Consider the following 14,371-nt stretch of genomic DNA (forward strand, 5'->3'; position numbering starts at 1 on the left):
GGATGGATTCGACACGCGTGACGGAGCACCCCACCTCCCATGAGCGCCGACAGCCCAGCGCTGCCAGGCCCACGGCCCCCGCGGACCCTCGCGGGGCGCTTCTGCGTACCCCGGAGCCGCCCGTACAGGGCGCACCCGGTTTACCGGCGCAGGGACGGCCTGCCGACACCCCCGGCACCCCGGGGGCCGTCGGCATGCCCGTTCCCGACGGCCAGGACCCGATCGGCGCGCCCGTGACCGCGGACGCGCAGGGCGCCGCCACGGGCGCGCCCGCCGGTTCCGAGCCCGAGCACTCCCAGCCGTCGGCGACCGAACCGGCCACCGAACCCGATCCGCACCGGCCGCGGCCCGAGGCCATGGGCGCCGCCTCCGGCGCGGAGACCTCCGTCCACCTGGGCGGCAAGGACCGTCGCACGGGAACGGGACAGAGCCCGGCGCCCGGCGCGCCCATGCCCATGCGCCGCGACGGCGACCGGCTGCGCTTCGTGGGGGCCGCCACCCGGCGGATCGCCCGCGGCATCGACCTCGACGAGATCGTGATGGGGCTGTGCCGGGCGACCGTGCCGACCTTCTCGGACGCGATCCTCGTCTATCTGCGCGACCCGCTGCCGGTGGGCGACGAGCGGCCCACCGGGCCCGTCGTGCTGCGGCTGCGGCGCACGGACCGGATCCCGGAGGACCGGGACACCGAGGGCTTCCTGCTGCCCGCGCTGCAGCCCGAGCCGGACGTCGGCATCACCGCCGAGCTGTGCACCGTACGGCCCGGTGGCGCGCTGAACGAGGTGCTGCGCGGCGTACGGCCGGTCTTCGCGGACGCGCCCGCCGCCCGGGCCGCGCTGCCCGAGCTGATCGGCGACGACCTGACCGTGCCCGGCGGCCAGCGCGCGATCCTCGCGCCGCTGCGCGGCCGGCGGCGCGTGATCGGTGCCGCGCTGTTCCTGCGCCGCCCCGACCGGCCCGCCTTCGAGACCGACGACCTGCTGGTCGCGGCGCAGCTCGCCACGCACAGCGCGCTCGGCATCGACAAGGCGGTGCTGTACGGACGTGAGGCGTACATCGCCGACGAGCTGCAGCGCACGATGCTGCCCGAGACCCTGCCCCGGCCGACCGGGGTGCGGCTGGCCTCCCGGTACCTTCCGGCCGCCGAGACCGCGCGGGTCGGCGGCGACTGGTACGACGCGATCCCGCTGCCCGGCAGCCGGGTCGCCCTCGTCGTCGGTGACGTCATGGGCCACTCCATGACCTCGGCGGCGATCATGGGCCAGCTGCGTACGACCGCGCAGACCCTCGCCGGGCTCGACCTGCCGCCGCAGGAGGTCCTGCACCACCTGGACGAGCAGGCCCAGCGGCTCGGCACCGACCGCATGGCGACCTGCCTGTACGCCGTGTACGACCCGGTCGCGCACCGCATCACGATCGCCAACGCGGGCCATCCCCCGCCCGTACTGCTGCATCTGGGCGGGCGGGCCGAGGTCCTGCGCGTACCGCCGGGTGCTCCCATCGGCGTAGGCGGAGTGGACTTCGAGGCGGTCGAGCTGGACGCGCCCGCGGGCGCCACGCTGCTGCTGTACACCGACGGGCTCGTCGAGTCGCGGCTGCGTGACGTGTGGACCGGGATAGAGCAGCTGCGCGAGCGGATCGCCGCCACCGCGGCGCTGACCGGACCGGACCATCCGCCGCCCCTGGAGGCGCTGTGCGACGAGGTGCTCGACATGCTCGGTCCGGGTGACCGGGACGACGACATCGCGCTGCTCGCCGCCCGCTTCGACGGGATCGCGCCGAGCGATGTCGCGCTGTGGCACCTGGACCCGGAGGACGCGGCGCCCGGCCGGGCCCGCCGGCTGGCCCGCAAGGCGCTGTCCCGCTGGGACCTGGAGGAACTCACGGACTCCGTGGAGCTGCTCGTCAGCGAGGTCGTCACCAACGCCGTGCGGTACGCGTCGCGGCCCGTCACGCTGCGGCTGCTGCGTACCGACGTGCTGCGCTGCGAGGTCGGCGACGACGTCCCGCAGCTGCCCCGGCTGCGGCAGGCGCGCGCCACGGACGAGGGCGGACGCGGCCTCTACCTGGTGAACAAGCTGGCCAGGCGGTGGGGTGCGACCCGGCTCAGTACGGGGAAGGTCGTCTGGTTCGAGCTGAACCACAGCTGAGGCGGACCGGCGCGCCAGCCCTTCGGCAGTCCCCTCGGCGGTCCCGTCGGTGGCCCTGGAAGCGAGCCGGAACGCAACCGGAATTAGACCCCGTCCAAATGTTGCCGACATCCCGTCGGCGGAGTTGACTGCTGGGTGAGCGAAGCGACCAATCGACTCTTCTCGAACGGGAGGACGCTCGTGACGCAGGCACCCGACAAGGCTCCGTACACCACGAACAACGTCGGAATTCCGGTGGAGAGCGACGAACACTCGCTCACCGTCGGCCCCGACGGCCCGATCCTGCTCCAGGACCACTACCTCATCGAGAAGATGGCCCAGTTCAACCGGGAGCGGGTACCCGAGCGGGTGGTGCACGCCAAGGGCAGTGGCGCGTACGGCTTCTTCGAAGTCACCAACGACGTCAGCCAGTTCACCCGGGCCGACCTCTTCCAGCCCGGGAAGCGCACGGACATGCTGGCGCGCTTCTCCACCGTCGCGGGTGAGCAGGGCTCCCCCGACACCTGGCGCGACCCCCGCGGTTTCGCGCTCAAGTTCTACACCGAGCACGGCAATTACGACATGGTGGGCAACAACACCCCGGTCTTCTTCGTCCGTGACACGATCAAGTTCCAGGACTTCATCCGCTCGCAGAAGCGCCACCCGGTGACCGGGCTGCGCAGCAACGACATGCAGTGGGACTTCTGGACGCTCTCCCCCGAGTCCGCGCACCAGGTCACCTGGCTGATGGGCGACCGGGGCATCCCGAAGACGTACCGCCACATGAACGGCTACTCGTCCCACACCTACATGTGGATCAACGGCGCCGGTGAGCGGTTCTGGGTGAAGTACCACTTCAAGACGGATCAGGGCATCGAGTTCCTCACCCAGGCCGAGGCCGACGAGCTGGCCGGTTCGGACGCGGACAAGCACCGACGCGACCTGTTCGAGTCGATCGAGTCGGGGAACGCGCCGAGCTGGACCCTCAAGGTCCAGGTCATGCCGTTCGAGGACGCGGCGGACTACCGCTTCAACCCCTTCGACCTGACGAAGGTGTGGCCGCACGGCGACTACCCGCTGATCGACGTCGGCCGGATGGTCCTCGACAAGAACCCCGAGGACTACTTCGTCCACATCGAGCAGGCCGCCTTCGAGCCGTCGAACCTCGTGCCGGGCATCGGGCCCTCGCCGGACAAGATGCTGCTCGGCCGGCTCTTCTCGTACCCGGACACCCACCGGTACCGGATCGGCCCGAACTACGCGCAGCTGCCGCCGAACCGGCCGCACTCGGCGGTGAACTCGTACGCCAAGGACGGGCCGATGCGGTACGTGCCGTCGAACGCGGCGCGGCCGTACGCGCCGAACTCGTACGGCGGGCCCGCGGCCGACTTCGGGCGGTTCGGCGAGCCGGCGAGCTGGCAGACCGCCGGGGAGCTGGTGCGTGAGGCGACCAGGCGGCATCGGGAGGACGACGACTGGGGGCAGGCCGGCACGCAGGTCCGCCAGGTCCTCGACGACGCGGCGCGGGAGCGGCTGGTGACGAACGTCAGCGGGCATCTGTCGGCCGATGTGTCGCCGCCTGTGCTGGAGCGGGCGTTCCAGTACTGGCGCAACATCGACAAGTCGGTCGGCGACCGGATCGCCAACGCGGTCAGGGGGGCGTGAACGCCGGCGGGGAGCTGCGGGCCCGCTGTGGCCGGCCGCGCAGTTCCCCGCGCCCCTGAAAAGATTGCGCCGTTTCCCGCGTCCCCTCAAGACGAAGGACTGCGCCGTTCCCCGCGCCCCTGAAGGGCGAAAGATTGCGCCGTTCCCCGCGCCCCTTCAGGGGCTTGGTCAGTCGTCTGACTGGGGGTCGTCCGGGTCCGGGGGGAGTTCTATGCCGCCCGGGGATGACGGGGCGCTTGTCGTCGGGGTCGGGTCCTCTTCCGACGGGGTCTCCTCGGGAGAGGACTCCGGCGGCGACGTGCTCGTCGGCGGTTTCGTCGTCGGGTCCTTGGTGGACGGTTCCGCGGACGGGGTCGTCGGCGTCGGCGTGACCGTCGGCGTCGGGGTCGGCTTCACGGCCGCACCCTGCTTCGTCTCCAGGTCGAACCTGGTCACGTCACCCATCGCGTCGAAGGTGTACGCCGCCCAGATCTGCGCGGGATAGCCACCGCCGTTGACGCGGCCCTTGCCGGGCAGAAGGCCGGTCGCGCCCTGCATCGTCACCTGCGCGTGGGACTTCGCGTCCTCGCCGAACATCCCGACCGAGGTGACGAGGTTCGGGGTGTAACCGGTGAACCACGCCGACCGGTTGTAGTCGGACGTGCCGGTCTTGCCCGCGACCTGCTGGCCGTCCCGGGCCGGATTGTCGCGTACGGACGTCCTGGCCGTACCGTCGTCGACCACGCCCGTCAGGACCGAGGTGACGGTGTCGGCGGCCTCGCGGCTGATGACCTGATCGCCGATCGCGTCCGGGAACTTGACCGCGCGGTCCTTGTGCTCGACCGACTTGATCAGCGCCGGGGTGACCTTCTTGCCGTGGTTGTCGAGGGTCGCGTAGACGCCGGCCATCTCCAGCGGGCTCGCACCCATCGTGCCCAGGGTCTGGGCGGGCACCGACTTGACGCCCTCGACGTCCATGCCCAGCTCGCCCGCGGTCTTGATGACCTGGTCCATGCCGACGTCGACGCCCATCTGGGCGAAGACGGAGTTGATGGACTTGTTCATCGCGGTCTGGACGTCGACGTCGCCGTAGTCGACGTCGTCCTCGTTCGGCGGGGCGAAACCGACCTTCGTACCGTTGTCCAGGACGGGACGCTTGCTGGTGCCGTCGTAGATCGTGTCCGCCGTGATCGGGACGTCGTCCTGGGTCGTGGCGTCCTTGTCGACGGCCGCGGCCAGGATGACCGGCTTGAAGGTGGAGGCGGGCTGGTAGTCGCGGCGCGTGGCGTTGTTCGTGAAGTGCTTCACGTAGTCCACCCCGCCGTACATCGCGAGGACCCGGCCCGTCTTCGGGTCGACGGAGGCGGCGCCGGCCTGGATGTCGGCGTCCACGTCCCGCTTCTTCCCGTCGAGCTTGCTGGTCAGCTTGGCCTTGACGGCCTTCTCCAGCTGGACCTGCTTCTTCTTGTCGATGTTCAGCGTGATGGTCCAGCCGCCCGCCTTGACCATCCTCGCGGCCTCGTCCAGGTCGGAGGCGGTGCCGTCCTCGACGAGCTGCTTCTCCAGCGTCGTGTTGGCGGCCTCCACCAGGTAGCCGGCCTGGCCCTCCAGGCCGGGGGCGCCCTTGGGGTCCTTCGGCACGGGGAACGTCATGTCGTCGCGCTTGGCGGAGTCCAGCCAGCCCTCCTCGACCATGTTGTCGAGGACGTAGTTCCAGCGGTTCTTGACGAGTTTCTTGCTGGTGTCGCTCGCCACCGCCCAGTCGTACTGGCTCGGGGCCTGGAGCAGGGCCGCGAGGTACGCGCTCTGGGCGACGGTGAGCCTGTCCGCGTCGACCCGGTAGTACGCCTGCGCGGCGGCCTGGATGCCCCAGGCGTTGCGGCCGTAGTAGCTGGTGTTGATGTAGCCCGCGAGGATGGCGTCCTTCGACTGCTGGCGGTCCACCTTCAGCGAGATGACCAGTTCCTTCATCTTGCGTGTGACGGTCTGGTCCTGCGTGAGGTAGTAGTTCTTGACGTACTGCTGGGTGATCGTCGAACCACCCTGCTTGCCCTTGCCGGACAGGGTGTTGAGCAGACCGCGGGCGGTGCCCTTCAGGTCGACGCCGGAGTCCTTGTAGAAGGACTTGTTCTCGGCGGCGACGAAGGTCATCCGGACGCCCTTGGAGACCTGGTCCAGGTCGACCAGCTCGCGGTTGACCTCACCGTCGCGGGCGAGGGTGTCGCCGTTGGCGTACTTGTAGATGTTGCTCTGCTGCACCGCCGCCGCGTTGCCCTTGGGGACGTCGATCATCAGATAGAGCCCGATGAAGGCGGCCATCCCGAGCAGGCAGACACCGAAGAACGTGCCGAGGATCTTCTTCCAGGTGAAGAGACGGCGTATACCGCTCTTGCCGTTCCTGCCCTCCGCCTTGGACGAGCGTTTCGGCGCGCCGCGGTGTCCACCGCGCTGCCGCGCTCGTCTCTCATCCGCTCGTCCCATGGATACGTCCGCTCCGCTTCCGTCTCTCGTGTCTCACAGGTTCATCGCTCAGGTCAGCTCAGCAAACTAACACCGCAGCTGCGGACAAACGCCTGTCGATCCGGCCTTTTACGGACGTGAGAATCAGCACCCACCCCTATGGAACCGACGATTCGCGGGAGTGGAAGGTTGCTGTGGCGGATAAAGTGATATCACTTAGATAGATCGAGCCGGGCGTCCGAGCGTCCGGTCACAGCACCGTGAAACGGGGGAACACCCATGTCCGCACACGACTCTCCGGACCGCGCCGACGTACCCGAGATGCCCGCCCCGCGCGTACGGGAGGTCACCGCGCACAGCATCGGCGGCGGGCTCGCGCTGCTGCTCGGGCTCGTCGGACTGCTCCTCGGCGCCGCGCTGGTCGTCTCCGCGACCACGGTGGACGCCACCGGCGGCAAGGCCGCGCTCATCGTGGCCGGCGTCCTGATCGGCCTCGCGGCCTTCGTCGCCATGTGCGGTCTGAACATGGTGGCGCCCGGCGAGGCCCGCGTGGTCCAGCTCTTCGGCCGCTACCGCGGCACGATCCGCGAGGACGGGCTGCGCTGGGTCAACCCGCTCACCTCCCGTACGAAGATCTCGACGCGGGTACGCAACCACGAGACAGCCGTCCTCAAGGTCAACGACGCCTACGGCAACCCGATCGAGCTGGCCGCGGTCGTGGTGTGGCGGGTGGAGGACACCGCGCAGGCGAGCTTCGAGGTGGACGACTTCCTGGAGTTCGTCGCCACCCAGACCGAGGCGGCCGTGCGGCACATCGCCATCGAGTACCCGTACGACGCCCATGACGAGGAGGGCCTGTCGCTGCGGGGCAACGCGGAGGAGATCACCGAGAAGCTCGCGGTCGAGCTCCGCGCGCGGGTCGACGCGGCGGGCGTGCAGATCATCGAGTCCCGCTTCACGCACCTCGCGTACGCGCCCGAGATCGCCTCGGCGATGCTCCAGCGGCAGCAGGCGGGGGCGGTCGTGGCCGCGCGGCGCCAGATCGTGGACGGCGCGGTCGGCATGGTGGAGGCCGCGCTCGCCCGGATCTCCGAGCGGGACATCGTCGAGCTGGACTCCGAGCGGAAGGCGGCGATGGTGTCGAACCTGATGGTGGTGCTGTGCGGTGACCGGGCGCCGCAGCCCGTGCTGAACACGGGGTCCCTCTACCAGTGAGTTCATCACCGGAGGGGACCCCTCCGACTCCCCCGGATCCCCCGGATCCGCCTCGGCGGCGGCCGCAGCAGCGCAAGCAGGTGCTGTTGCGGCTGGATCCGCTGGTGTACGAGGCGTTGGCGCGCTGGGCCGGGGACGAGCTGCGCTCGGCCAACGCGCAGATCGAGTTCCTCCTGCGCCGGGCCCTGAACGAGGCGGGCCGCCTCCCCGGCGGGGCGGGCCCGATCCCTCGACGGGGCCGCCCTCCTCTTTCCGAGGAGGACGAGGAGTAGAACCCGGTCGCCGGGTGCGGCCCCGGCGCGGGCCGGGTGCGCAGTTCCCCGCGCCCCCAAAGCGCGCCACCGTCGGGTGCGGGTCCGCGGGGGTTGCTTGCGCCGTTCCCCGCGTTCCTGAAGACGCGCCGCCCTCGGGTGGGGGTTGCTCGCGCCCGCGAAGGCGAAAGGCTGGGGCGTAGCCCCGTCTTTTGGGGGCGCGGGGAACTGCGCGGCCAGCCGCGGTCGGCCCGCAGCCGGCAACGGCCCAGCCCAGACCGCCGCAGGCGACAGTCACGGAATCGTGACATTCGGCGCTGACCTGCGGAGCCGTACGCCGCGAAAGCGGCTATCCACCGTGCGTATACACACCGTGTATACGCCGTGTGTAGAGTGCTCCGCATGTCCATCGGTCACACGCTCCTAGGGCTCCTTGAGTCCGGGCCCCGCCACGGTTACGACCTCAAGCGGGCCTTCGACGAGAAGTTCGGTCACGACCGGCCGCTCCACTACGGCCAGGTCTATTCGACGATGTCCCGGCTGCTGAAGAACGGCCTCGTGGAGGTCGACGGGATAGAGGCGGGCGAAGGCCCCGAGCGCAAGCGGTACGCGATCACCGAGGCCGGCGTCACCGACGTCCAGCGCTGGCTCGCGACGCCGGAGAAGCCGGAGCCCTACCTCCAGTCGACCCTCTACACGAAGGTCGTCCTCGCCCTCCTCACGCACCGCGACGCGACCGAGATCCTCGACACCCAGCGCTCGGAACACCTGCGCATGATGCGCATCCTCACCGACCGCAAACGCAAGGGCGATCTCGCCGACCAGCTGATCTGCGACCACGCTCTCTTCCACCTCGAGGCCGACCTGCGGTGGCTCGAACTCACCGCCGCGCGCCTCGGCAAACTCGCTGAAGCGGTGACCCGATGACCCTCATCCCCGCAGGCTCCCTGCTCGTGGCCCACGACCTGCGCAAGGCGTACGGCCCCACCAACGCCCTCGACGGCGCCGAGTTCTCCATCCACCCGGGCGAGGTCGTCGCCGTGATGGGCCCCTCGGGCTCCGGCAAGTCGACCCTCCTGCACTGCCTCGCCGGCATCGTGACACCCGACTCGGGCTCGATCACGTACAACGGCCGTGAGATGGCGACGATGAACGACTCCCAGCGCAGCGCGCTGCGGCGCTCGCAGTTCGGGTTCGTCTTCCAGTTCGGCCAGCTCGTGCCCGAACTGACCTGCGTCGAGAACGTGGCCCTGCCGCTGCGCCTGAACGGCACCTCCCGCAAGGAGGCCGAGCGCACCGCCCTGGCCTGGATGGAGCGCCTGGAGGTCGACGACCTGGCGGGCAAGCGGCCCGGCGAGGTCTCCGGCGGCCAGGGCCAGCGCGTCGCCGTGGCCCGCTCCCTGGTCACCAGCCCGCGGGTGCTGTTCGCGGACGAGCCCACCGGCGCCCTCGACTCGCTCAACGGCGAGCGCGTGATGGAACTGCTCACGGACGCCGCGCGGTCCGCCAACGCCGCCGTCGTCCTCGTCACGCACGAGACCCGGGTGGCCGCCTACTCGGACCGCGAGATCGTCGTACGCGACGGGAAGTCCCGGGACATGGAGCGCGTCGTATGAGCGCCCACCCGTCGACCACCGCCGCCCCGCCCACGGCTCCCCCGGAGCCGCACGCCTGGGACGATCCGCGCCACGCGACCCCCGCGCTGCGGCAGTGGTCCAGAGACCTCGCCATGGGTGTCAAGTTCGCGTTCACCGGCGGCCGCGAGGGCTGGATACGTGTCCTGCTCACCGGCGTCGGCGTCGGGCTCGGTGTGGCGCTGCTGCTGCTCACCACCGCCATCCCGAGCGCGATGCAGGCACGGTCCGACCGTGAGTACGCGCGGATGGACCTGGTGATGGGCGGCGCCGAGCCGGCGAAGTCCGACAAGACCGTGCTGGTCGCGAACGTCGACACCGAATTCCGCGGTCTGGACGTGCGAGGCCGCCAGCTGGAGCCCGAGGGCCTGCGGGCGCCGCTGCCGCCCGGCCTGAAGAAGTTCCCCGCGCCGGGCGAGATGGTCGTGTCCCCCGCGCTGAAGGAACTGCTGGACTCCAAGGACGCCGGGCTGCTGCGCGACCGGCTGCCGAACCGCGTCACGGGAACCATCGGTGAGAGCGGTCTGATCGGCTCGGCCGAACTCGCCTACTACACCGGTGGCCGGGACCTGGCCAAGTTCGACGAAGGCTCCCGCATCACGCGCCTCGACACCTTCCACCAGCAGAAGGCGCCCTCCGAGGAGCTGGACCCCGTCCTTCTCCTGCTCGTCCTCACGGTCTTCGTGGTGCTGCTGATGCCGGTCGGCGTCTTCATCGCCGCGGCCGTACGCTTCGGCGGCGAGCGACGCGACCGCAGGCTCGCCGCGTTGCGGCTGGTCGGCGCCGACGGCCGGATGACCCGCAGGATCGCCGCGGGCGAGGCGCTCGCCGGGGCCTTCCTCGGGCTGCTCTTCGGCGTCGGCTTCTTCCTGATCGGCCGCCAGATCGCCGGTTCCGTGGAGCTCTTCGGGATCAGCGTCTTCCCGAGCTACCTCGACCCGACGCCCGTGCTCGCCTTCCTGATCGCCGTCACGGTGCCGGCCGCCGCGGTGGCGGTGACGCTCCTCGCCCTGCGCGGCGTGGTCATCGAGCCGCTCGGCGTGGTGCGTACGGCCAGGCCCGCGCGCCGCCGGCTGTGGTGGCGGCTGCTGCTGCCGCTGGGCGGCCTCGGCCTGCTCGCCCCGATGATCGGCAAGGGCAACGGCAGCGGCGACTTCAACGAGTACATGGTGACCGGCGGTGTCGTCCTGCTCCTCGTCGGCATCACCGCACTGCTGCCGTGGGTCGTGGAAGCCGTCGTGGCCCGGCTGAACTCGGGCTCGGTCTCCTGGCAACTGGCCGTACGCAGGCTGCAGCTGAGCAGTGGCACCGCGGCCCGCATGGTCAACGGCATCGCGGTGGCGGTGGCCGGCGCGATCGCCCTGCAGATGCTGTTCGCCGGTGTCCAGGACGACTTCACGAAGCCCACCGGCCAGGATCTCTCGCGCGCCCAGATGCAGATCACCGTGCCCAAGGCCGTCTCTCTCCCCGACGCCCGGCAGCGGCTCGCCGACACCCGCGGGGTGCGCGAGGCCGTGGCACTGTCCGACAGCACACTGAGCGAGCAGGCGAAGAACCCCGAAACGTCCTCGCTGATCACGGTCGGCGACTGCGCCGCTCTGCGCGAGGTGGCGAAGCTGTCCTCGTGCCGTGAGGGCGATGTGTTCGCCGTGCGGGGCGCCGAGTACGACTCGGAGACTCCCAAGTTCGCCGTGCCCGGCCACAAGCTCGTCATCGACCCCTCGTACGACGACGTCACGAAGGGTAGGGAGGTGTCCTGGACCGTGCCGCAGGATATAAAGAAGGCCGATCCGCGCAAGGACCCCACAGGGTGGGAGCGGGGCGGTTTCCTGTTCACCACGAGCGCGCTGCCCGCCGCCGCGATCCCTGCCACCAGCGGGGTGATCTACCTCCAGCTCGACGCGACGGTCCCGGACGGGCAGGAGCTCGTGCGCAACACCGCGGCGGAGATCAACCCGCTCGCCGATCCCATGACGTTCACCAGTAGTGAGCGCTCGAACCGCTTCGACTCCATCCGCACCGGGCTGTTCGTCGGCGCGGCCTGTGTCCTCGCGCTGATCGGGGCGAGCCTGCTGGTCTCCCAGCTGGAGCAGTTGCGCGAGCGCAAGAAGCTGCTCTCGGCGCTGGTCGCCTTCGGCACGCGGCGCCGCACGCTGAGCCTGTCGGTGCTGTGGCAGACCGCGATCCCGGTCGCGCTGGGCTTGGTCCTCGCCTCGGTGGTGGGCCTCACCCTGGGCGCGGTCCTCCTGAAGATGACGGACACGGCGGTGACGGTGGACTGGCTGAGCGTTCTGGCCATGACGGGGATCGGCGCGGGGGTGGTGCTGCTGGTGACGGCGCTCAGTGTCCCGCCGCTGCTGCGTCTGATGCGGCCGGACGGGCTCCGCACGGAGTAGTTCCCGGAGGGGGGCGGGGGGCCGGGGGGCCGGGGGCAGTGTGGCTGGTCGCCGCCTTCCCCGTGGCTCCCCAAGGCAAAAAGATTGCGCCGTTCCCCGCGCCCCTGAAAGCGAAAGGCCGAAGACTGCGCCGTTCCCCGCGCGCCCCTGAAAGCAACTCCGTGCCCCTGTGGGGGTTGCCGCTGTCGGTGGTGGTGTTACAGCACTCTTACCGGCAGCGGCTTCAGTGCGTCCCGCAGTGCCGTGGCCAGTTCCTCGTACTCGTCCCCGCGCGCGGCCCCCGCCCGCATGGCGAGCGCGATGCGCCGCGTCGGGGCCGGCTCCGCGAAACAGCCGGTGAGCAGTTGGCTGCTGCGCGCCGTCTCGACCTTCACGGCCGTACGCGGCAGCAGCGTCACCCCCAGACCGCCCGCGACCAGTTGCACCAGGGTGGAGAGTCCCGCCGCGGTCGTGGTGACCGGCGCGTCCGCCCGCCCGGCCTCCCGGCAGATGTCGAGCGCCTGGTCCCGCAGACAGTGCCCCTCGTCCAGCAGCAGCAGATTCAGTTCGCGCAGCGCCTCGCGCGGGATGCCCTCCATGCCGCCCAGCCAGTGGTCAAGCGGTGTGACCAGTACGAAGTCCTCGTCGAACAGCGGCAGTTCGACGACCCCGGGCACCCCGAGGGGCACCGCGAGCAGCAGCAGGTCGAGCCGGCCCGTGAGGAGCCCGTCCAGGAGGTTCGATGTGGGCTCCTCGTGGACCTGGAGGTCGAGCGCCGGATAGCGGTCGTGGACGAGTCTCAGGACGGTCGGCAGCAGATACGGCGCCACCGTCGGGATCACGCCGAGCCGCAGCACCCCGGTGAACGGCGCCCGTACCGCCTCGGCCTCCTCCATCAGCGCGCCCACCTCGGCGAGTACCGCCTTGGCCCGTACAGCCAGCCGCTCGCCCGCCGGTGACAGGAGCACCTTGCGGGTCGTGCGCTCCACCAGCGTCACGCCGAGGGTCTCCTCCAGCGCGGAGACCGCGCCGGACAGCGCGGGCTGGCTCATGCCGAGGGCGGCGGCCGCGTCCCTGAAGTGCAGATGCTCGGCGACCGCGGCGAAGGCGCGCAGTTGCGAGAGGCTGGGCTGCCTCTTCCTGACGGGGGGCACGGGCGGTCCTCTCGCTCGTCGTCACACACGGGCACTGATAGCCGGTTCCGATCAACACGACCGAGTGTAGCTATTTCCCTAATCAATGCACTCTGTGCCACGATCGTGGACGTCCAACCCATGAGGAAACCCCTGAAAAGGGGTTTTCTTCGTTTGCTAGGAGAGCGCGTGCTCACTGTCGGTGACAAGTTCCCCGAGTTCGATCTGACTGCCTGTGTCTCGCTGGAGAAGGGCGAGGAGTTCGAGCAGATCAACCACAAGACGTACGAGGGTCAGTGGAAGATCGTCTTCGCGTGGCCCAAGGACTTCACCTTCGTGTGCCCGACCGAGATCGCCGCGTTCGGCAAGCTGAACGACGAGTTCGCCGACCGTGACGCCCAGGTCCTCGGCTTCTCCGGCGACTCCGAGTTCGTGCACCACGCCTGGCGCAAGGACCACCCGGACCTCACCGACCTGCCCTTCCCGATGATGGCCGACTCGCGGCACGAGCTCATGCGTGACCTCGGCATCGAGGGCGAGGACGGCTTCGCCAAGCGCGCCGTCTTCATCGTGGACCAGAACAACGAGATCCAGTTCTCCATGGTGACCGCCGGCTCCGTCGGCCGTAACCCCAAGGAGGTCCTGCGGGTCCTGGACGCGCTGCAGACCGACGAGCTGTGCCCCTGCAACTGGACCAAGGGCGAGACCACGCTCGACCCGGTCAAGCTGCTGGCCGGTGAGTGACCCATGTCCCTCGACGCGCTGAAGTCCGCGATTCCGGACTACGCCAAGGACCTTCGGCTGAACCTCGGTTCGGTCATCGGCAACTCCGACCTTCCGCAGCAGCAGCTGTGGGGCACGGTGCTCGCCTGCGCGATCGCCTCGCGGTCGCCGCGGGTGCTGCGTGAGCTGGAGGAGGAGGCGAACGCGAAGCTCTCGCCCGAGGCCTACACGGCGGCGAAGTCCGCGGCGGCGGTCATGGCGATGAACAACGTCTTCTACCGCACGCGGCATCTGCTCTCCGACCCGGAGTACGGGACGCTGCGGGCCGGGCTCCGGATGAACGTCATCGGGAATCCCGGTGTGGAGAAGGTCGACTTCGAGCTGTGGTCGCTTGCCGTCTCGGCGATCAATGGGTGCGGGCAGTGTCTTGACTCGCACGAGCAGGTGCTTCGTAAGGCCGGGGTCGACCGGGAGACCATCCAGGAGGCGTTCAAGATCGCGGCGGTCGTGCAGGCCGTGGGAGTCACGCTGGAAGCGGAAGCGACCCTCACGCAGTAGCCTGCGGCCCGCTCCGCCGGTAAGCCCCGCTCACCTGACAGATGGGCGGGGCTTCGCGGTTCTCGCCCCCGCCGCCCCTACCCGTTCCCGTCCACGTCTCGGGGGCTCCGCCCCCGAACCCCCGGTCCTCAAACGCCGGACGGGCTGAGATGTCGCCGGACGGGCGTATGTCTTTCAGCCCGTCCGGCGTTTGAGGACAACGGGGGCCGAGGGGGCGCAGCCCCCATGCGGGGACAATGGGGGTCCCCC

General features: G+C 70.2%; 11 protein-coding genes. 9 read left to right on the forward strand and 2 right to left on the reverse strand.

Going from position 1 to position 14,371, the window contains the following annotated elements; all coding sequences use genetic code 11:
* The first annotated feature begins 2 nt into the window (after positions 1–2).
* Positions 3–2,150, forward strand: coding sequence for an ATP-binding SpoIIE family protein phosphatase (locus IE278_RS05380; RefSeq protein ID WP_189769322.1), 2,148 nt, complete (start codon positions 3–5; stop codon positions 2,148–2,150).
* Positions 2,151–2,330: 180 nt separating this feature from the next.
* On the forward strand, positions 2,331–3,794 hold the full coding sequence (locus IE278_RS05385; protein WP_189769324.1) for a catalase: 1,464 nt from the start codon (positions 2,331–2,333) through the stop codon (positions 3,792–3,794).
* A gap of 168 nt (positions 3,795–3,962) precedes the next feature.
* On the opposite strand, the gene IE278_RS05390 is transcribed toward IE278_RS05385, so the two are convergent.
* Positions 3,963–6,254, reverse strand: a complete 2,292-nt coding sequence (locus IE278_RS05390; protein WP_189769327.1) for a transglycosylase domain-containing protein — start codon at positions 6,252–6,254, stop codon at positions 3,963–3,965.
* A 258-nt stretch (positions 6,255–6,512) separates the two neighbouring features.
* On the opposite strand from IE278_RS05390, the gene IE278_RS05395 reads away from it, so the two are divergent.
* From IE278_RS05395 to IE278_RS05415, 5 genes are all read left to right on the forward strand, one after another.
* Positions 6,513–7,448, forward strand: coding sequence for an SPFH domain-containing protein (locus tag IE278_RS05395; RefSeq protein ID WP_189769329.1), 936 nt, complete (start codon positions 6,513–6,515; stop codon positions 7,446–7,448).
* A complete protein-coding gene (locus IE278_RS05400) occupies positions 7,445–7,720 on the forward strand; it encodes a type II toxin-antitoxin system antitoxin (protein WP_189769331.1) in 276 nt (91 codons plus the stop codon). Before IE278_RS05395 ends, IE278_RS05400 begins: the two co-directional genes overlap by 4 nt.
* Positions 7,721–8,101: 381 nt before the next feature.
* Complete coding sequence (locus IE278_RS05405; protein WP_189769333.1) at positions 8,102–8,626, forward strand: PadR family transcriptional regulator; 525 nt, start codon at positions 8,102–8,104, stop codon at positions 8,624–8,626.
* On the forward strand, positions 8,623–9,315 hold the full coding sequence (locus tag IE278_RS05410) for an ABC transporter ATP-binding protein (RefSeq protein WP_189769334.1): 693 nt from the start codon (positions 8,623–8,625) through the stop codon (positions 9,313–9,315). Before IE278_RS05405 ends, IE278_RS05410 begins: the two co-directional genes overlap by 4 nt.
* A gap of 113 nt (positions 9,316–9,428) precedes the next feature.
* Positions 9,429–11,729 carry an ABC transporter permease gene (locus IE278_RS05415; protein ID WP_189769824.1) on the forward strand — a complete coding sequence of 767 codons (2,301 nt, stop codon included), beginning with the start codon at positions 9,429–9,431 and terminating at the stop codon, positions 11,727–11,729.
* A 197-nt stretch (positions 11,730–11,926) separates the two neighbouring features.
* Here IE278_RS05415 and IE278_RS05420 read toward each other — a convergent pair whose 3' ends face one another.
* Complete coding sequence (locus IE278_RS05420; protein WP_189769336.1) at positions 11,927–12,862, reverse strand: hydrogen peroxide-inducible genes activator; 936 nt, start codon at positions 12,860–12,862, stop codon at positions 11,927–11,929.
* Positions 12,863–13,030: 168 nt separating this feature from the next.
* Between IE278_RS05420 and IE278_RS05425 the strand changes: the two genes are divergently transcribed.
* Positions 13,031–13,585, forward strand: coding sequence for a peroxiredoxin (locus tag IE278_RS05425; protein WP_189769338.1), 555 nt, complete (start codon positions 13,031–13,033; stop codon positions 13,583–13,585).
* Between the two features lie 3 nt (positions 13,586–13,588).
* Positions 13,589–14,122: an alkyl hydroperoxide reductase gene (locus tag IE278_RS05430; protein WP_189769340.1), complete on the forward strand. Its 534-nt coding sequence runs from the start codon at positions 13,589–13,591 to the stop codon at positions 14,120–14,122.
* The last annotated feature ends 249 nt before the right edge of the window (positions 14,123–14,371 follow it).

The organism is Streptomyces tauricus, assembly GCF_014650955.1.
GTDB classification, from domain to species: domain Bacteria; phylum Actinomycetota; class Actinomycetes; order Streptomycetales; family Streptomycetaceae; genus Streptomyces; species Streptomyces tauricus.

What these genes read in the sequence shown, in the direction of transcription:
- IE278_RS05405 (WP_189769333.1), top strand. Translation starts at nt 8,102, where the DNA reads ATGTCCATCGGTCACACGCTCCTAGGGCTCCTTGAGTCCGGGCCCCGC.
- IE278_RS05390 (WP_189769327.1), bottom strand. Translation starts at nt 6,254, where the DNA reads ATGGGACGAGCGGATGAGAGACGAGCGCGGCAGCGCGGTGGACACCGC.
- IE278_RS05380 (WP_189769322.1), top strand. Translation starts at nt 3, where the DNA reads ATGGATTCGACACGCGTGACGGAGCACCCCACCTCCCATGAGCGCCGA.
- IE278_RS05415 (WP_189769824.1), top strand. Translation starts at nt 9,429, where the DNA reads ATGGGTGTCAAGTTCGCGTTCACCGGCGGCCGCGAGGGCTGGATACGT.
- IE278_RS05430 (WP_189769340.1), top strand. Translation starts at nt 13,589, where the DNA reads ATGTCCCTCGACGCGCTGAAGTCCGCGATTCCGGACTACGCCAAGGAC.
- IE278_RS05410 (WP_189769334.1), top strand. Translation starts at nt 8,623, where the DNA reads ATGACCCTCATCCCCGCAGGCTCCCTGCTCGTGGCCCACGACCTGCGC.
- IE278_RS05395 (WP_189769329.1), top strand. Translation starts at nt 6,513, where the DNA reads ATGTCCGCACACGACTCTCCGGACCGCGCCGACGTACCCGAGATGCCC.